Source organism: Flavobacterium microcysteis (assembly GCF_006385255.1).
Lineage (GTDB): Bacteria > Bacteroidota > Bacteroidia > Flavobacteriales > Flavobacteriaceae > Flavobacterium > Flavobacterium microcysteis.
Genome location: NZ_VFJE01000050.1, coordinates 161100 through 180755, shown reverse-complemented (window position 1 = coordinate 180755; position 19656 = coordinate 161100). Strand labels below are relative to the sequence as shown.

The 19656-nt window shown below is 30.4% G+C and carries 20 protein-coding genes; 2 read left to right on the top strand and 18 right to left on the bottom strand.

Annotated elements, in window-relative coordinates:
- Positions 1-11 precede the first annotated feature (11 nt).
- The 14 genes from FJA49_RS03500 to FJA49_RS03435 form a co-directional block, all read right to left on the bottom strand.
- Positions 12-791 (bottom strand): glycosyltransferase, encoded by a 780-nt coding sequence (locus FJA49_RS03500; protein WP_139998906.1) that lies wholly within the window; start codon positions 789-791, stop codon positions 12-14.
- The gene (locus FJA49_RS03495; protein ID WP_139998904.1) at positions 781-1824 is read right to left on the bottom strand and encodes a glycosyltransferase family 4 protein; all 1044 of its coding nucleotides are present in this window, start codon (positions 1822-1824) and stop codon (positions 781-783) included. The genes FJA49_RS03500 and FJA49_RS03495 overlap by 11 nt, the downstream gene beginning before the upstream one ends.
- Before the next feature lie 3 nt (positions 1825-1827).
- Positions 1828-3117 carry an O-antigen ligase family protein gene (locus FJA49_RS03490; protein WP_139998902.1) on the bottom strand — a complete coding sequence of 430 codons (1290 nt, stop codon included), beginning with the start codon at positions 3115-3117 and terminating at the stop codon, positions 1828-1830.
- A complete protein-coding gene (locus tag FJA49_RS03485; RefSeq protein ID WP_158629438.1) occupies positions 3089-4117 on the bottom strand; it encodes an O-antigen ligase family protein in 1029 nt (342 codons plus the stop codon). The genes FJA49_RS03490 and FJA49_RS03485 overlap by 29 nt, the downstream gene beginning before the upstream one ends.
- Before the next feature lie 177 nt (positions 4118-4294).
- Positions 4295-5236: a glycosyltransferase family 2 protein gene (locus FJA49_RS03480; RefSeq protein ID WP_139998898.1), complete on the bottom strand. Its 942-nt coding sequence runs from the start codon at positions 5234-5236 to the stop codon at positions 4295-4297.
- Between the two features lie 59 nt (positions 5237-5295).
- A complete protein-coding gene (locus tag FJA49_RS03475) occupies positions 5296-6549 on the bottom strand; it encodes an oligosaccharide flippase family protein (protein ID WP_139998896.1) in 1254 nt (417 codons plus the stop codon).
- A 12-nt stretch (positions 6550-6561) separates the two neighbouring features.
- Positions 6562-7059 (bottom strand): hypothetical protein, encoded by a 498-nt coding sequence (locus FJA49_RS03470; RefSeq protein WP_139998894.1) that lies wholly within the window; start codon positions 7057-7059, stop codon positions 6562-6564.
- A 78-nt stretch (positions 7060-7137) separates the two neighbouring features.
- Positions 7138-7674 carry a hypothetical protein gene (locus tag FJA49_RS03465; RefSeq protein ID WP_139998892.1) on the bottom strand — a complete coding sequence of 179 codons (537 nt, stop codon included), beginning with the start codon at positions 7672-7674 and terminating at the stop codon, positions 7138-7140.
- Between the two features lie 97 nt (positions 7675-7771).
- Positions 7772-8740 (bottom strand): hypothetical protein, encoded by a 969-nt coding sequence (locus FJA49_RS03460; RefSeq protein ID WP_139998890.1) that lies wholly within the window; start codon positions 8738-8740, stop codon positions 7772-7774.
- A 2-nt stretch (positions 8741-8742) separates the two neighbouring features.
- Positions 8743-10440 (bottom strand): DUF6909 family protein, encoded by a 1698-nt coding sequence (locus tag FJA49_RS03455; RefSeq protein ID WP_139998888.1) that lies wholly within the window; start codon positions 10438-10440, stop codon positions 8743-8745.
- A 42-nt stretch (positions 10441-10482) separates the two neighbouring features.
- Positions 10483-11385 (bottom strand): carboxypeptidase-like regulatory domain-containing protein, encoded by a 903-nt coding sequence (locus FJA49_RS03450; protein WP_139998886.1) that lies wholly within the window; start codon positions 11383-11385, stop codon positions 10483-10485.
- Complete coding sequence (locus FJA49_RS03445) at positions 11385-12215, bottom strand: carboxypeptidase-like regulatory domain-containing protein (RefSeq protein WP_233590061.1); 831 nt, start codon at positions 12213-12215, stop codon at positions 11385-11387. Before FJA49_RS03445 ends, FJA49_RS03450 begins: the two co-directional genes overlap by 1 nt.
- A gap of 49 nt (positions 12216-12264) precedes the next feature.
- Positions 12265-13746: a GH3 auxin-responsive promoter family protein gene (locus FJA49_RS03440; protein WP_139998882.1), complete on the bottom strand. Its 1482-nt coding sequence runs from the start codon at positions 13744-13746 to the stop codon at positions 12265-12267.
- A 50-nt stretch (positions 13747-13796) separates the two neighbouring features.
- Positions 13797-14666 (bottom strand): M23 family metallopeptidase, encoded by an 870-nt coding sequence (locus tag FJA49_RS03435; protein ID WP_139998880.1) that lies wholly within the window; start codon positions 14664-14666, stop codon positions 13797-13799.
- 237 nt (positions 14667-14903) lie between these two features.
- On the opposite strand from FJA49_RS03435, the gene FJA49_RS03430 reads away from it, so the two are divergent.
- Both FJA49_RS03430 and FJA49_RS03425 read left to right on the top strand, forming a co-directional pair.
- Complete coding sequence (locus tag FJA49_RS03430; RefSeq protein WP_139998878.1) at positions 14904-15083, top strand: Sec-independent protein translocase subunit TatA/TatB; 180 nt, start codon at positions 14904-14906, stop codon at positions 15081-15083.
- 159 nt (positions 15084-15242) lie between these two features.
- Positions 15243-15614, top strand: coding sequence for a MauE/DoxX family redox-associated membrane protein (locus FJA49_RS03425; protein WP_139998876.1), 372 nt, complete (start codon positions 15243-15245; stop codon positions 15612-15614).
- A gap of 38 nt (positions 15615-15652) precedes the next feature.
- Here FJA49_RS03425 and FJA49_RS03420 read toward each other — a convergent pair whose 3' ends face one another.
- The 4 genes from FJA49_RS03420 to FJA49_RS03405 form a co-directional block, all read right to left on the bottom strand.
- Entirely contained in the window at positions 15653-16000 is a 348-nt protein-coding gene (locus FJA49_RS03420; RefSeq protein WP_139998874.1) for a helix-turn-helix domain-containing protein, read from the bottom strand.
- A gap of 79 nt (positions 16001-16079) precedes the next feature.
- Positions 16080-18233, bottom strand: coding sequence for a Tex family protein (locus tag FJA49_RS03415; RefSeq protein WP_139998872.1), 2154 nt, complete (start codon positions 18231-18233; stop codon positions 16080-16082).
- A 101-nt stretch (positions 18234-18334) separates the two neighbouring features.
- A complete protein-coding gene (gene rpiB / locus FJA49_RS03410) occupies positions 18335-18766 on the bottom strand; it encodes a ribose 5-phosphate isomerase B (protein WP_139998870.1) in 432 nt (143 codons plus the stop codon).
- Positions 18767-19403: 637 nt separating this feature from the next.
- Positions 19404-19643 (bottom strand): putative signal transducing protein, encoded by a 240-nt coding sequence (locus FJA49_RS03405; protein ID WP_139998868.1) that lies wholly within the window; start codon positions 19641-19643, stop codon positions 19404-19406.
- Positions 19644-19656: the final 13 nt, after the last annotated feature.

Here is a 19656-nt window from a genome sequence, read left to right as displayed (position 1 = left end):
AAATATTAATTTTAAATGTTTTTATGTGATTTTTTTGCAAAGTATTTCCAATTCCATTTTAAAGCAAATTTAATAATACTACGGATATTCCAATAATTATATTTACTAAAGATTTTTTTTGAGCTTAATTCATTTAAATAATGGAATGCTACAGCTTTTTTTTCACCTACCACTAATAATTTTCTTTGATGTGCTTCAAAACAGATGTCGACATCTTCACAATATAGTCTATATCTTTCATCTAAAAGTGTATTGTTATCTTTTAATAATACTTTATTAATAAGCATGCACGCCCCTATACACCAATCGATATTGTTATTTTTCATTTGCACCTCATCTATTGTTTTTAGAAATCCTAAACGTTTTTTAAAAACTTGAAAAATGCTAGGAAATTTTTTCCAGGTTACTTGCAATCTATTATCTGGATAATGAATTTCTGGTGCTATAATTCCAATATTGGGATCTTTTTGTGAAGATTCATATAGAGTTTTAATAAAATCTTCTTCAAAATATAAGTCTGGATTGATGAGAAGAAAGAAATTTGTATTAAGGTTAAAATGTCGGATTAAATCGTTATTGTTTTTAGAAAATCCTTCTAATTTAGTTTTTACTAATATGTTATTCTTAAATATACTGGTTTTCAATATTTCAAGAGTAGAATCACTAGAAGCCGCTTCACAGAAATAGACATTGAAATATTGAAATTTTTCAAGTGAGTCAATTAATTTTTTAATATAGCGATCATGGTTGTGTGTTACAACCAAAATTGATATTTCCTGTTTATAATCCATGAAATATTACCTTTTTTATTTCGTTATAATAGGCTCCAAAATCAAATTGATTTTCATATTTTAATCGAGCCCTTTTCTTTAAGTCTTCTATTGTATCTTTTAGAAGTAAATTTTCAACTACATCACTAATTGAATTTTCTTTGATATGAGAACCGGTATCGTTAGCAATAACCTCGCTTGAAACAATTTGTTTAGTTGTAATTATTGGCAAACCATTCATTAAAGATTCAATATAGACTAAAGGGAAAACCTCATAATTTTCATCACTTAAAAAAAGTAAAAAATCGTTTTCCCTATAAATCTTCATTTTTAAGATTTCATCTTCAATAGGTCCTAAATATTTAATAAAATCAAATTTATGAACTATTTCATCAATGCAGTCGTTCGAATATTGGTCCATAATACCCCCACATATAGTTAAACTATACTTGGGTCTTTTTTCTGCGATTTCATAAGCTATTTTTTTCAATAAATCAGCTCCCTTAGGCTTTGATATATTTGACATGTATAGCAATTTGATTTCATCTTCTAATGGATCAGTCTCTATATTGAATTTATTTTTATAAAAATCAGGAAGTGCATTTTTTATGCAAACCTTTTCTTTGAAATGACTTAGTTTTTCATACTGATATTCATTAATCACTATAATTTTTACTTTGCTTAAAATTTTTATCAAAAAACGATTTTTAATTTCTTCCAATCCATTGGCATGTATATGTATTGTGATTTTTGCTTTTTTTATTTGAAGATATTTAAGTATTGCTAAATCTCTATATAAAGAAAAGCCTCTAGTAGAAAAATTCATATAAACAAAATCTCCTTTTTTTACTATTCTAATTTTTTTCAAGAGATTACTAAAGAATCTGATTTTTTTGAAGTTAAATTTTCCAAAATTAGAATAACTATCCGCTTGAGCGGTATCAATTACTTCTACCTTAAAGTTTTCACAAAGAAGTAAATCTAAAATGCTTTTTGAAATTACCTTAACACCATTTACTGGCCCTTTTAAAGGAAATAGAAAGAAGAGCGTCATTAATTATTTGGTTTTATTTTTTGGTTCCAGCAAATGCGATTCATACAGCGGCAACAAAGAAACAAAAAATAAAAATATAAAAATACCTTTTTGCCTTTCTAAAACCGATTCAGTTAAAAAGAACAATACCGAGACGATTAAAAAAAATAGTAAATAAAAATTTTTCTTCTTTATAGCAAAAGTGAAAGCAAAAATGAAAATAAAAAATAGAATAGAAAATCCGAAAATACCAGTATAAATAAATGTCGTTAAAAATTGATTGTGAGAATTGTATCCCCTTTTTACACCATGTTCAAATTTATTTTTTGAATAATATTTAATTAGCTCATGTGTTCCATCTCCTATACCTACTCCAATCAAAGGATGGTCTTTAATAAGGTCTATTGAGCTTTTTATTTTTGCATTTCTAGCCCTTATAGCTGTAAACTTATCTCCAGAATAATCTCGTGTAGTAATATCTTCAATCAAATCAATCCCTTTAAATTTTTCCGCAATAAAATACGTTGAAAAATAAACTGGGATCATTAATAAAATTACAAAGCCCATGACTTTCAAATATGTTTTCTGAAGTCTTTTCCGTATGAAGAAATTGTATATGGTTATGGAAAATATAATAAAACTTGATACAAGTAAAATAAAAGAATTAAGGAGTGGAATAAAAATTATAAAAAAACTAATAAAGATTAGCAAGCTTTTCTTTGATAAATTCAAAATAGACTTAGAAGACACCAATTCATGTAATAAAACAGATAGTGAAAATACAACGTTTACTCCAAAATAAATAGGATGTGTTTTTAATACAGCAGTTAAATTAAAATAAGAAAAGAAATTTCCGTTAGATTTATCAAACGGATTTACTGCTCCATATTCGATGGTTTTTATTACTGCAAAACTTAAACACAAAAGACAGGCAAGTGCGGTAGCTATTATGTAACATTTTAAAATTAATCCGAATAATCTTTGATTAATAAATTCTTTTACTCCCGCAAATATTATAGGAATAAGCACAAACATACTGCAACGACCTAAAACTTTATATCCGTAAGAAAGATTTTCAGTATATAATAATGATAGTATCATTATTATATACAAAATGAAAAATGAAATAGAAATTTTATTAGTTATAAAATTTTTTATTAATTTTTTTGGTTTAACTAACACTAAAGTGGCAATTAATGCAATTCCTATTGAAATATTATTTAAAAACATCCAAAATGGCATAGAAATGGCCATTAATAATATTGAAAATTCAAAAAAAAATTTTTTATAAACTACTATCGATGTTTTTTTCATCCTTATTAAATTTTATTAATATTAAATAAAAAACAAAAAGTGTATCAAAATATATAAAAACATTATCTGTAAGAAATAAAATGTTTAAATATAAAATTATGGGAATTGTTTTTTTATTGGTAATATTCAAATATAAAAATGTAAAAATCCAAATTAAGAAAGAAAAAATTCCGAGTTCTATTATTACTTTTAAAATATCAGAATGTAGAAAAGAAACGTTATCGAACTTTCTATCGATGTAGGTATGTGTACTACCTAAAGAACTACCCAGCCATATATCATCCTTAAAATTATTTATCGTATCATTATAAATTTTAAATCTGCCTTGTGTAAAATGATTGACATTAAGGCCAGTATATTTAAAAATAATTTTAGAAAAAGCTCCACTTATAAAAAAATATAATATTGTCACTAAAAACACATTTAGCGTCATGAAATATGTAACGACTTTATTTTTTAGAAATTTTCTGTTTTTTCTTACATAGAATAGAAAATATACACCTAAAGATAAAAGAAATGCAAATATTGAAATTCGTTTAAAAGCAAATACAAATAAAACTATTGCTATTATTGATTTAACTTTCTCCTTTTCTATTATATAGTAAATACAAAATAATCCCATTGGAAAAGCTAGCCATGATTCTGTGGGAAGGATTGAGTATCTTAAAGCCAAAATTATATTAGCTAATAATTTAGAAATATTTAAAAATTCCTGAAGATTATACAATATATAGGACACAGAATAGCTATAAAAAACGACATTAATAAGTTTTTGTAGATTGAAATTCTGAATTCCGGATATTATAAAAATAGTTAATAGTGGCAACAGTATTAATAAACTTTCTTCAAAAAATCGGCCTGATAATTGGCCTAATATTAAAGAAGTTGTAAAATTTAGAATTAGTAGAAAACCATAAGCGATTAAATTATAATATAAGATTTTATTTATTTTCACTCTTTCATCAAAAACATATAATACTCCTAAAAGAATTGGAAACATTAAATATTTTAAATACCTAAGTGAAGATTCAAAACTGGTAAACATAGATGAACTGAATACTATAAAAAAAATTATAAACATAATTATGCTATGTTTATTCAATTTTATACTATCAGTGAAATTCATTCTTCTAATTTTTAGTGGTATTTAATATGTTTATGGAAACACAAGAGTTTATTAGTGATGGATATCGATTACTATTTTTTTGTCTTCTAAATACTGTTTAAAAGTATAAAGCCTTTTTAATAGACCACTTGGCAAACTAAAGAGGATTTTAATTTTCCAATTTAAATTCTGAACATCTATTTCATTCTTATATTTTAAGTAGGTTTTAATATTACCGCCAATCTTGTTTTTAAGAGCAAACTCTGTTCGAAAAAGATCTAAATATCTTTTTAAACTTTTATTCGTTTTTTCAATTGATTCAAACTCTTCGAATGTTGCATAGCTTCTCTTTTTTATATCGTTTTTAGAAAGATGATTCTCTCCACTTAAATCATATATGAATGTCACTTTAGAATCATACACTACAGGATAACTAAGCGCTATTTTAATCCATAATTTTATGTCCTCTCCATATGGACTAATTTTAAGTGTCTCATCAAAATATCCAATTTTTTCAAAGACTTTCTTTGGAATAACATTACTTCCTGTACAGCCCAATCTATAAACATAACTTGAATCAAAATAATTTTCTACCACACCTCTCCAATTCTCATCAGGTATTCCAATAAAATAAGGCAGGATTTGTTTCTTTTCAGAATGATAAAATAAATATTTTGTAGTATAAATTCCAGCATCTGGAAAATCATTATACAAATTATAAATAGTTTCTAAATGCGTGGAATACCAATAATCATCAGCATCTAAAAATGAGATTAATGGATTGTTACTCAAAGATATTCCTAGGTTTCTCGCTTTTACAACTCCTTCATTCTGTTTATTTACCACGTGTATTCTTTCATCTTTAATTGAAAGCACTTCTGCTAGACTCTCGTCCGTTGACCCATCATTTATTACAATTATTTCAAAATTCTTAAAAGATTGATTTAATATACTGGTAATGCATCTTTTTACTGAATGTTGTTTATTATATAACGGAATTATAATTGAAAACATTTTTGATTGTTTAAATTAAAAAAGGAAAACCAAGATTTACCCAAAATAATAAATTGAAACTAAACTCTGACAGCCTGTTTATTACCAGTTGATTTAAAATAAAAAATCATTGCTGTTAAAAAAAGTAAAATCTCTATGACTAATCTTATTATAGATGCTAAATAAGCATTGTAATTTTTAATTAAATATAAGCTTATTAAAACAGAGAATATTGCATATACAATATGAATGGCTAAAAACAACTTATCCTTTTTCAAACTTAATAACCCTTGATAAGCAAAAACATTAGTCAGCGATGCAAACATAGGTAAAAAAGCTAATATCTTTAAAGATTCAAAACCTAATAAATATTTTTCGCCAAAAATTAACATGATTATAATATCACCAAAAAAGAAGATTATTAAACCCGTTAAAAATGTAATTATTAACAATGCTAAAGCGACTATTTTTATGTTTCTTTTGAAAAGACTTAGGTTTTCATCTGCCTGTTTTGTAATAATAGGAAAAAAAGCTTGTGTAAAAGGTAGAAGCAATAAGCTTTGTATCGTCGCAATAATTTTATTTGATGTCGAAAATTTTGCCATTTCATTTGCATCACTGTTTAATTTCAAAAAAAGGAAAAACAAAGATGTCATTACAGTGACAAGAATAATTGATAAAAATAATGGCATCCCATCTTTCAATACTGTTTTAACCTTTTTAAGGTTATATTTTGTGAATTTGAAACCATATTTATATTTAAGTAATAAGTAACAAGTAATACTAATTAATATAAGCGATATTCCTTGGAGAAAATTAAATATCCAATAGTCTTCCTCTTTACGTATTAAAACCATTGTAATTACAATTATAAAAAACCTTATTAAAAAACTTAAGGTTGTAACAAGTTTAAGGTTTTCTGTTCCTTGAAAAAACCAAAGAGGATAAAAAGCATATCCAATATTAATTAAATAGGTAGTAATTAATAAACAATAAATAGAATTAAATGAAGGAACTGAAAATATTATAATAAAAAAAGTAATTGAGCAAATTATAAATAGAATAATTTTTGCATAAGTAGTTTGAGATATAATATCATTTACTTGATCCTTATCGTCTCTATGAATAGAAATGTCCCTGGTAGCAGTAAAATCAAAACCAAATAAGATAACAATTGAAAAATAATAACAAAAAATCCTTGTAAACTCTATATCACCATATTGTTCTGGAGTAATAATCCGTGCCAAATATGGCATTATTATAAGGGGTAAAAGAGTATTACTAATCTGAATTATTACTAAATATGAGACGTTTTTTATAAATCCTTTCAGCATAGTATTAAAATGTTAGTTCAATATTTCTTGAAAAACTGAATCTAAATTCTTCGAAATTAAATAAGGATCATAATTTTTTTCGTTTTTCAATAAGGTTGCTGAGTGATTTTGGTTATCATATACTATATACTCATTAAATTCAAACATTTCTAAAATTTCCGACCCTTCATATATTTTCGAAATATTGTTATTTGTAATAGTTATTTTATTGATGATTATTGGTGATTGCTGTTGATTATCTCCTAAATCTATTCTGATTCTTTTAGGAATGAAACCTTTCATTATTTTTAACTCTACTTCTTGAAAATCGTCCCTCCCAATGACTTTTACAATTGAACTTTGCTTTTCATTATAAGATTCAAAAAAACTGTTACTATAAAAAAGTTGAAACTTGTCGTCTTTTCTTACTTTTACCTCCATTATAATTTTAACCTCAATATTTTTTTGAGATATTTCATTATTGCAAGATATTAGAAAAAAAGAAGCTATAAAAAGTTTAATTACTCTCATAGTGTAAATACTCAATTAAAAAAAAATGTACTAAAATCAAGAGATATTAGTACATTTCATGAAATTATTTTAAAAAAACTATTTTTTTGTTTTATATAAATTCCCAACTTGTTTTTTTAAAAGCTCAGTAGAATATATAAAAGGATCATAAGGCTCATTTTCTACTTTGTTATAAGTCAAAGTTTTCGTTGCCTGATCATATTTTAATTGATTGTTTGGCAAAAAATATAACATTGTAGAGTCTTTGCTATCATAAATTGCGTCTTTATATTGCATTTTAAAATTGTTAATTACAACCGGTAATTGACCTTCTTTATTCCCAATATCAAAACGTAGTTCAGTTGGTGTAATTTCTTCAGGTAAATTAAAAACTATTTCTTGACGCTCAGAACTACCTTTAACCGGAGTTATTATTGAATTTTCTTCATTAAATGCCGGAATAGCTTCATCCTTATAAAACAACTGTAAACTATCATCTTTTTTTATAACTAGATCAAGAGTAACCTGAATATTGTTTAAAACAGGTGCTGCTTTTGCCTCTTCTTTTTTCTCGTCCTTACAAGAGGAGAATAATGCTAGCATTAATAAACTTGCTACAATAATGTTTGCTTTCATGTATATAAAATTTTTTGCCAAAATTAATTTTTTTTTGTTAATGTTGTATTCTTAATATCTTTTTTTTTTACTCTTAACTAATAATGGTTATAATACTTTAGGACTTAACTTTTAAGGCTTGGTTTTTGTAAAATTTTATAGATATACGTATGGCTAAAAATAATCCCAAAAACAATAGAGGAAATAAAATAATCTTTTTTTCTTTTAAGGGTTTTGTGCGCTCAATATTTAGTACATGGCTATTTTCTTTTATCGTTTTATCCAAATTTAATAAATCAATCCTCAAGTTTCCCTGTAATTGAATCATGCCTTCCTTAGTTTTAATTACATCATTCAATTGATTATTTTCATTATTGTAAACTAATTTATCACTCTTAAGGTTTTTAGAAAAATTATTTAAGATCCTATCTATTTGATTGATTATTGAATCATTTTGATTGATTTTCATTTGAATATTTTTATAACTTTCTTTTTGTAAGGAGCTATAAAAATCATTATCATTAAAAAATTTCATTAATGAATTTACCATACTTTCTTCATTAACTTTATTTTTCATAAAGAAAGAGATTGTATGAAAAGGATAATTTCTACTCGTTAAATCATCTTTAATTACATCATTCAAGTTATCATTTTCTGCTAAAAGTTTTACAAATTCAAAATTTTGTTCGTTAGCGCTTATAAATTTATATATATCAATTATAGGTTCAATTTTGATTTCGGTAATGTTTTTATAATCCGAAATACCTGTGTTTTTTAGATAAATTGAATCATTTTCATTAATTTTTGATTGTAGTAATTGAACTTTTGAGTATAAATAATTTATACTTCCAAAATTAGCAGTTACGATTATTTTATTTTCATAGCCTTTTTTTTCTTTATCCAAATAAAACCCCAATCCAGCTCCAATAATAAAAAGAATTGCAAGAATTATAATATTCCTTTTTACAAAAAGGAATCCTCTAAATACCCAACTTAGAAAATTCTCATATGCCTGGCCTAATTTTCTTGAAACTTGTGACAAGTCAATTTCTTGATTGTCTGGATTGGTTGGTGAGTTTGAACTCATGGTTAGTTTGTTTTTATGTTAAAAATTTGTTCTAGTATTTTAATCGTGATAAGGTAAGTTGGTTTTACTCCAGTAGTTCCTAAACCACCTGAAGCCAACGTACTTCCTGTTTCTAATGGATTATCAGAAGCATAATAAGCATATCTGACCTGAACGTCTGGGTTAATGCTTTTTCTAATTTTTGAAGCCGACTGTATTGCTTTCTGATAGTAAGCTCCTTCCATTTCCAAGCCAATAACACCCCAAGTTGATTCGTGGAAAAACTTCAATAAATCTTTATTTTGAAGCGAAGTCCCTAAAACAGAAACCATAGGCCCTGCATAGACTGGAATTCCGTTTCCTTCAAACATTTTGGCTGTCAGCTGATTTTCAAAAGGGTAGTTATCGCCTGTTCCTTCGTTGATATGGGCAGACGGAATCATAATATCTCCTTTTCCACCTTCCAAAATTCCGGCTTTCCCCATGATAGAAACTGATTCTACATTCAAGAAATATTTGTTTTTCCCGTCTTTGTAAGGTTTTAAAAGCTCATCTATGGTTTCATAGGCCTGTTCACCAAATGCATAATCCATGACGATAATAACCGGAGCATGGGCTCCTATTTTCGCTTTTGGGAAAGCTGATTTTGCCCATTCGATTTTGGCAGTATCAAAAATCTGCACGTCGATATTGGTTCCTGAAGTGTCCGGTAATGAAATCATACCGTATTTTAACGCAAATTCTTCTACTTTGTTTCGCAGGTCGTTTGCACCTGGCTTACTTAGTTCTTCATATACGAAGAAATCAGCCTTATCCTTAAATTTTGTCTTAAGCGTATGTGTTGCAAAAATAGAATTCATAACACTATGCATATTGGCACTGATAATATGGATAGGTCTGTCCAGCAATTCATTTTGCTTCAAGACTTCTTTTATATTATTGGCCCAGATTTCTCCGTGGATATGGTGGCCTAAACGCTCTCTAAGTATCGGACTGAAGGTTATTGTTCTTTTATTATTGAATATTACTTCTTCAATAGCCAGTTTTCCTAACCAGTAAATTACGTGAAGGAAACGATCTGGTTTTTCTTCCGTTCCAAAGGCTTCATAAATATCAAGTATTTCCTCAAAAGAACGCCCTAGAATAATAGAAGCATGCGAAATCGCTATTTCTTTTTCAATCAGGGTGAGTTTTTTATTCTGAACAACTATTTGCTCAAGTTTCTCCCAATCACGAGTCATTTCCTTGGTGTTTTCATCCAATAGAACTCTATCCTTGATTTTGTGCGATTCGATAAAAATAAAGGTAAGATGCGTCAGGATATCATAAATATCGGAACGTCCTCTTGTGATTTCAACATTCATTTGTTCGCTATCAATTCTATAGCAATTTCTCTTTCTTTTTGGAGGAACAATCGCCTTGAAATGCGATTTTGAATAGCCTTCATCCGAGGTAAGATTGATAAAACGACATTCTTCAATTCCTACAGGAAGCCTTTCAATAACGTACAAAAGTCCGCTTAATTCTACTTTTTCTTCTGCAATCGTTCCGTAGATTTCTGGTCTTAATTGTAACAATGCTTCTCTTAACGTATCACCTGAAACACCCATTGGCTTATAGAATCCTCTATTAAACAAATGGCGCATAGTGATGTACAGTTTTTCAATAGCCGCAGAAGACTCCTGGGCTCTTGATCGTGATATATTTTTAGTTTCTTTCATTTCTATTTATTTTCTAACCTGCAAATGTAGGTTTTTTATTTTTTAGTTGGTAATTGTAATGCTCATTGCTATCTCTAAATACTTGTCGTTGTATTTTCGCATCAACAAATTGCTATAGCTTTTAGGATTTTGTATTTTGTGTAATTCCCTCTGTGTCCATTTCCCTTCGAAATACCAACAGGTGTTTTCATCTGAAGGCAAAAATCCAAAAAACGGCTCAAAGGTTTCAACATCCATTCTTTTTTTGTTTCCGGTTATGTCTTTATACTGAGCCCCTTTTTTATGAAATTTATTTTCATTGATTTTCAGATGCTCAACAACCACAAAAAATCCGTTACTTGGAATTTCAATATTATTTTTCTCCATATTGACCGTCGTGTTCTTACTCCCCTTTTTGACCTCAACAATATGGTTATCTTCTAATATATCTTCTCCCGGAGATCCATCAGGGTTTACATTCAAAAGCCTCAGATTGACTTTTGCGTTTTCAATCTTACTGCTTGTGTATATAATGATTTCTTTTAAAAAAGGATAATTTTTGGCCTCATCCGAATACGCAAAATACTTTGCTGTTGTTTGCTGACTGTAATAGCGTATGCCTCCCCTTCCAAAACTGCCTATTTCTTTTTGCTTTTGCTTTTTTGCAGAACTAATAATCACTTCATTCAGCTCGATTTCCTTTTTTTGCAACACGACATTCTTTGCTTCTGCTGCCCTAATAATTTTGGTTTCAAATCCTACTGCAGAAAAAATAAGGTTTTTTGTAGCGTCAATCGTAATAGAAAAACGACCGTCTTCTTCAGATGAAGTCCCATCTTTTTCATCTTCAACCGTAATACTTACATAAGGGATGGGATTTCCAGCTCCATCTTTTACAATACCTCTGGTTTGTGAAAAGAGAGAAAGACTGAATAAAAAGAAGATTAATGCCGTTTTGGTTTTCATCAATTGGTAAGTATTAGCGTCACTGAAGGCTCATAAACTGTTTTAGAACCCGAAAACGGATTTATTTCTTCTCTCGTCCTTTTCAACCATCTTCCACCTGAAAAGCTAAACAAAAAATCTCTTTCTACAGCATTATAAAGTACCAGAGGCGCATAAGTTATCTGGATTTTCGTAGTATTTGTATTAAAGTTTGTAATTGTTTTTTCTACTTTATTTTTCTTGATCAGCAATTTTTCAAAAACTACAAAAATCCCGGTTTTTGGCATTTCCAAATTAAAATCCGATAGGTCAACTTCACTTTTGGTAATTCCTTTTTTTAACGTAACTATATAGTCTTTTGTCAACAATTCATTACCTGGAAAACCATTTTCATCAACATCATAAAGATGTAGTTTGATTGTAGCATCATCAATTTTGCTGTCGGTCATAATAATCGCCTTTTGAATCCAGCGTGTCTTTTTGTATTCTGGATAGTATGGAAAAAATTTGGCATCCATCCTTGGCCCGTTGTCAAAAGCTTCGGCTACCGTATTTTTGGTCTTACCTATTTCTTGCTGCTTTTTTTCCTTTTTATTGTTAATCGTAACCTCATCCAATTCAAAAGACGAAGGCGAAAGCAGGACTATCTGCGATTCTGAAACCTTGCTTATTTTTTTCTGATATCCCAATGCCGAAAAAATCAAGTTTTTATTCTTGTCATTCGTTCCGATATGGTATTCTCCATTTTCTTCGGAAGTAGTTCCGATATTTTCGTTCTCCACCCAAATACTTACATAGGCTATAGGATTTCCAGTCAAGCTGTCCTTAACAACGCCTTTTGTTTGGGCCATAGCGTTTACTGCAAAAAACAAAAAAAATATCGCCAGTTTTTTTATCATACTATCTTAACTTATCTGCAATGGTTCTGTCATTGCTTAATCTCGGAATTTTATTCTGTCCGCCCAGTTTTCCTATAGATTTCATGTATTCCTGGAAACCGTTTTTTGAAACATTAGTTACGACCAGCTTTCGCAATACGTTGCCTGCAATCAGATCGTCATAATACACATTCTGTTTTCTCATGGCATCATCTATTCGAAGAGAAAAAGCAGCCAGGTCTTCCGGTTCATTTTCAAACTCAATAAACCATTCGTGGTAAGGCAATCCTTCTTTTGGCGTAATCTGTGGTGCTACAGTAAATTCATTCACGCGTATTGTCGTATTTTCCATCGCTTCCTTGAGCGCTTCTTCTACCTCTTTTCCTATGACATGCTCTCCGAAAGCAGAAATATAATGCTTGATTCTTCCAGAAACGATAATACGATAAGGTTTTAATGAAGTGAACTGCACCGTATCGCCAATATTATAACTCCAAAGTCCTGCATTTGTAGAGATAATCAACACATAATTGACTCCCATTTCCACTTCGCCTATGGTATATCTTTTTGGGTTTTCTGTAAAAAATTCGTCTGCTTTTACAAACTCATAAAATATTCCGGCATCCAAAAGCAATAGCATTCCTTTTGCTTTTTGAGAATCCTGGTAGGCGAAAAAACCTTCAGAAGCAGGAAAAAGCTCAATGCTATCCACTTTTCTTCCAATCAGATTTTCAAATTTGGCTCGATAGGGCTCATAATTGACTCCTCCATAGATAAAAAGATTAAAATTCTTGAAAATTTCACCGACAGGTTTCCCTCCTTTTTGCTTTAGTTTTTCAAAATACATTTGCACCCATGACGGAATCCCGGAAATTACGGTCATGTTCTTGTCAAATGTTTCTTCAACAATGGCATTGACTTTGGTTTCCCAATCTTCGATACAGTTGGTTTCCCAACTTGGCATTCTGTTTTTTTGAAGGTATTTTGGAACAAAATGAGCTACAATTCCTGACAAACGCCCTAATTTGATTCCGTTTTTTTCTTCTAAAATTGGGCTTCCCTGCAAGAAGATCATCTTTCCGGAAACAAATGAAGCATTTTCAGTTTCGTGAATATAGTGAAGGATGGCGTTTCGTGCAGCTTGAATATGAAACGGCATAGACTCTTTGGTCAGCGGAATATATTTAGCACCGGAAGTTGTTCCTGAAGTTTTCGCAAAATAAATCGGCTTCCCTTTCCATAAAACATTTTCTTCTCCCCTTTTTACTTTTTCGACATAGGATTTTAAACCCTCATAATCACGTATTGGGACATTTTTTGCAAAATCTGAAAATGACTTTATCTCACTAAAATTATGATCTTGACCAAATTGGGTGTCTTTTGCCTGCTGAATCAATTCTTTGAAAACCCGTTCCTGGGTTTCAACAGGATTATTGGCCCATTTTTGAGTCTTGTCATAAATTTTTTTGGCGAATTTTTTAGCAAAAAAAGCTTTTATTGACATTTTTAAAATTTCTGTTTTTTAGGAATAGCTAGGAAAATGACGCTTCCTAATTATTCAAATTCTATAAAGTTGGTCGGATCAATGGCAAATCCATCTTTCCATAATTCAAAATGCAAATGCACACCTGTCGATTCCTGACCTGTCGATCCAGCCATGGCTATTACTTCACCAGTTCTGACAACATCTCCCTGGGATTTGGTAAGTGATGCCGCATGTTTATAAACTGACATAATTCCTTCCCCATGTCTGATAATTATCACATAACCTGTACTTGGTGTCCAATCAGCAAAAATTACGGTTCCGTTTGCCACAGATTTTATAGGTGTGTTTTTGGGAACGGCAATGTCAACCGCAAAATGTTTGTTTTTAGGATCATATTTATCTGTTATATGTCCTGTTACCGGTGGAAAAAGTACCAGATTTACTTTAGTCTGAGCCTTGTCAAAAAGATTGTATTTGTCTTCCTGGGCTACTTTTTCCCTCAGAATGGAATCTTGTTTTGATGGCTTGAAATTAATCTCTGAAGCATCTGCCAACTCAGCTGCCATAATGGAATCTTTATTCAGTTTAGCTACTTCAACATCACCAGCAAGCACTTTTTTGATTGATTCAATATAGGCATTGTTCATTTTGATGGCTTTTTCTAAAGAATCCGATTTCAAAGCCAGCTCAGTAGCTTCCCTTTTTAATTTGGTTGAAGCATAACCCGGGATATATTCCCGCAATGGAGTAAATGCAATGATATAAGTAGTAATTGCAATCAGGAAAATAGCTCCGCCTGTTAGCACTACAAATACATTCATCAGATTCAATTTCAGGGAGAAAATTTCTTCAAAAGTTTCTTCATTCAAAATAACCAGTCGGTTTTTTGTGAAGAGTTTTTTCTTTAAAATTTGTCTTTTTAGCCTCTTACCTGACATTTCATTTTTGTATTTTACAAATATAATGATTTGGATGTCTTGCCAATGTTTTTCTGCAATTACTAAGCTGTTAAATCAGTTATAAAAGGAAAAGCTTATTGATTAGGAAGGCTTTCCAAGTTAAAAGGCCTTTTTTAACTTATAATTATTTGTTATAGAAAGAAAGTGGTACGGTTTTTCTTTTTACATTTGCAGAATATTTACAAATGCTTTTGCCAAAGCATAAACTTTTTAATCATGGGAAAATTAGGTTTAACAGAAATTCTTGTAATCGTTGCGATTATCTTATTGCTTTTTGGAGGTAAAAAAATTCCAGAATTGATGAAAGGATTGGGTTCGGGTATAAAAGAATTCAAAAATGCTGCTAAGGATGACCAACCGGCTGCATCTAAAAAAGAAGAAGATACAAAAGTTTAAGACCGTTTTTTAAAACTGTTTTATTGAAGCCTCAAGGATTATGAAATCTTTGAGGCTTTTATTTTAATGATTATTTTACTTAATTTTTTATTATTTTAAAATATAAACGCTTAATTTTTTAATTTAGCTATAACAAAATAACTTAAAAAATAATAAAACATGAAAATAATCAAAACCATTCTTTGTGTTCTTTTTGGGCTGATGTTTATCAACGCCGGCCTGGACAAATTTTTTCATTATATGCCTATGCCTGAGGCAACACCAGAACAATTGAAACTTTATGAAGCTATAGGTACCCTTGTATGGCTTTTGCCTTTGGTTGCTACAATTGAGTTGTTAGGCGGGTTATTATTTATTTTTCCAAAAACAAGAGCTTTGGGAGCTATTGTTATTCTTCCAGTAACTGTTGGGATCGTATTGCACAATGCAGTATTTATGCCTTCCGGACTTTCTATTGCCGGCGTGCTTTTTCTGATTAATATCTGGATGATTGCTGACAACTGGGACAAGTATAAACCTATGTTCACTTAATAAATAAAAAAAGCCTCCAGATAATCTGGAGGCTTTTTTTATTCCCTATCGTTTTTCAAAACTTCATATAGTTCTTTAATTTTAGAAACAGGCAAGTCGTTTAACAACTTGTGGATTTCTCCAATAGTGTCACCTTTCGAAATGGAATAAAGAGCATGGTCTTTTGAAAGTTTCTGGTCTTTTTCCGGAATGAAATCAAACAGATCGTTTGGTGTACAGTTAAAATCGATACAGAACTGTTCTAGTTTCTTAAAAGGAATTGACATGAGTTTGTCGTTTACTGCTCCATTGGCATAACTTCCCGAATGCCCTTTTTCAATAAGATACTTTACTGGTTTAGTAATCCCTTTCATCTTAAAAATAGGCTTTAAATTTAGTTTTATCATTTGGCTTACAATTTAGTTACGGCTTTAATTTTCAGGGAGTTTTTCAAATATAAAAAATTTTGTATTCGATTTACAATTTTTATAAAATCATAGTCAGCTGAATCCTTTTTCTACTTTCGTCTATCTCAACTACTTTTACCTGGACTTGCTGGTGTAATTTGACCACTTCATTCACATCAGAAACATAGCCTTCTTTTAGTTGCGAAATATGAACTAACCCACTTTCCTTGATTCCGATATCAACAAAACATCCAAAATTAGTAATGTTGTTTACTATTCCTGGCAAAACCATTCCTGTTCTGAGGTCGTTCATTGTTTTTACATTCGGATCAAATTCAAAAACCTTGGCTGATTTTCTCGGATCCAAGCCTGGTTTTTCTAATTCTTTGACGATATCTTTCAAGCCTAATAATCCTACATCTTCCGTGACATATTTTTCTAATGGTATCTGGCTTATTTTTTCCTTATTGGCAATCAGCTCATTTAGCGATATTTTCAAGTCTTTTGCCATTTTTTCAACTATACCATAAGCTTCCGGATGCACTGCAGAATTGTCCAGCGGATTTTTTGCATTTGAAATTCTGACGAATGCTGCTGCCTGTTGATAGGCTTTTTCTCCCAATCGAGGTACTTTCTTTAATTGTTTTCTTTCTTCAAAAGCGCCGTTTTCTGATCGATAAGCCACAATATTTTCAGCCATCTTTTCCCCTATTCCAGAAACATAACTCAATAAAGATTTGCTCGCAGTGTTAATATTAATACCTACAGAATTCACGCAACGCATGACTACTGTATCTAATTCTTCTTTTAGCTGAGATTGGTCAACATCATGCTGGTATTGACCTACTCCTATCGATTTTGGTTCAATTTTCACCAATTCGGCCAAAGGATCGGATAATCTTCTTCCGATGGAAACTGCCCCACGAACTGTCACGTCATAATTTGGAAATTCATCTCGGGCAATTTTTGAAGCTGAATATACCGAAGCTCCCGCCTCACTTACCACAAATACCTGAAGTGGTTTATCAAAAGCTATCTTTTTAATAAAAAATTCGGTTTCACGCGAAGCGGTTCCGTTTCCAATTGAAATGGCATCAATTTTATAAGCATTTACCATGGAACGGATTTTTTTCATGGCAATAGCCGTTTCATTTTGAGGCGCATGCGGGAAAATCGTTTCGTTGTATAGCAGGTCACCTTTCTCATCTAGACAAACAATCTTACATCCACTTCTAAAACCCGGATCAATCGCCAAAATCCTTTTTTCGCCTAAAGGTGGTGCTAGTAACAGCTGTCCTAAATTGCCAGCAAAAACCTGAATTGCTGTGATGTCGGCTTTTGCTTTTGCTTCCTGCAACGTTTCATTTGAAATGGCCGGAGTTAACAATCGTTTGTAACTATCTTCAATTGCCTTTTTAAGATGGATAGCCGTTTCTTTCTTATTTTTGATAATGGACTCTTCCATCATTTCAATGGCTTCCTCATTTTCAATCTCAATCTTTAGTTTTATAAATCCTTCATTTTCTGCACGAAGCATTGCCAAAAGTCTATGAGAAGGCGCTTTTATCAAATTTTCCGACCAATCGAAATATTGTTCAAATTTTTTAGCTTTTTGTTTAATCTGTTCTGCTTCCGGGCTCGATTCATTTTCAAATTTCAGCTTAACGGCTTTGGTTACAATTGCTGATTTTCGTTGATAAATACGTCTAAGGTTTTTCCTAATGAAGATGTTTTCGTTAATCCACTCAGCTATAATATCTCTTGCTCCCTGAAGTGCTTCATCTTCGTTTTCAACCTTGTCGTTGATATATTTCGAAGCCACAAAATCAATATCATCATTGTTTTGCGCCATTATAATCTTGGCCAAAGGTTCCAATCCTTTTTCACGGGCAACATCAGCTCTTGTTTTTTTCTTTTTCTTAAATGGCAGGTATAAATCTTCCAGATCGTTTAAATCAAAACTCTGCCTGATCTTTTTTTCCAATTCAGGAGTTAACGAATTCTGTTCTTCTATCGATTTAAGAATAGCTTCTTTTCTTTTAACAATGGTTTCGAATTCTTTATTCAATTTGGCAATCTGTTCGATTATAACCTCATCAAGGTTACCCGTTTTGTCTTTTCTATATCTTGAAATAAAAGGTATAGTGCAATCTTCACTTAAAAGCTGCAATGTGTTTTCTATATTTTTTACTGGCGCTGTAACTTGCTTGGAAATGAATTCTAAATTGGTCATATGAAGTCTTGATAATAATTTTAAGAGGAGGCAATTTAAAAAAAGCATCTTAAAAACCCGTGTTTCAAAGATGCTTTTAAATTATATTTCGAAAAGATGTTTTAGCTGCAAGCTATCTTATTTACACGATTTTGGTGTCTTCCGCCTTCGAAATCGGTATTTAAAAAAGTTTCTACCATTTCTACGGCCTGGTGTATGGCTGTAAAACGTGCCGGGATACTGATGATATTGGCATTGTTATGCTGTCTTGCCAATGCTGCAATTTCTTTAGTCCAGCATAAAGCACTACGAATTCCCTGATGTTTATTAACAGTCATATTGATTCCGTTGCCGCTGCCACAGATTACGATTCCGAAATCTGCTTTTCCGTTTTCAACATCCAAAGCTACAGGATGTCCAAAATCAGGATAATCCACGCTATCAGTCGTATCAGTTCCATAATTGGTTACTTCATAACCTTTAGCTTTTAGCATTTCTACAATCGCCATTTTATATTCCGGTCCGGCGTGGTCATTTCCTATTGAAATTTTCATAGTTCTATTAATTAGTTGTGTACTGCAAATTTACCGCAACAGTTTCCATTTACCAAACTAAATCCTATTGAAGTTGCTTCTTTTGATTATCAATCCTTTACGATTTTGTGGTTTTGTAAAAGACTGATAATCATTATATAAATTGTAACGTAAATGTTAATTTATTGCGATGTTAACAGGAATTTACAATGTACTGACTTTTAGTTAATTATAAATTAACATGGATTGTTCATAACTTCGGATAGAATTTTAGAAGTATTTCTTGTTTGTTCAATTAAAATGACTAATCCAAAATTACATTTAGAAAAGCAAATTTAGTTTGGCGATTTTTTGGAAAAGTTATCAGCATCAAAAATTAGTTTGTTAACACAAATTAACAAGTAAAGTTATTTACAATTTAGAAGTAAAAACGATTATCAACGGATGTTAACAAAGTATTAAAAATACTTAAAAATGAAGTCTTTAAACCAAATTCTAATTGTTGATAAGTCGGTATAACAAATGCTATCTTAAAATCCTACATCTAAAAAATTAAATTATTCTAACTATCAACAAGCTATAATAACCATCAAAAAATTAATTTAAAATTTCTTTTTTCTTTTTATGTTTTTAATGAATGTTGACAACTTCGGAAGATTTAAACGATTTTCAAATTTTGGTTACGGTTAAGTTCGTCAAGAATTTCTTTGGTTTCTTCTACATCTTCCGGATGGACTTTCAATTTGATTCCTCCCAATGCCTGAGAATACATTGGAACGATGTTCATCATTGTCTCGTTTTCGAAAAAATATCGGATGTCCTCTAAATCGAGTCTATGTTTTAAAATAGTGATTTCATGAGGATAATTGAAGATTGCGATAGTAATGAAATTTTCCATTTGAATTTGGTTT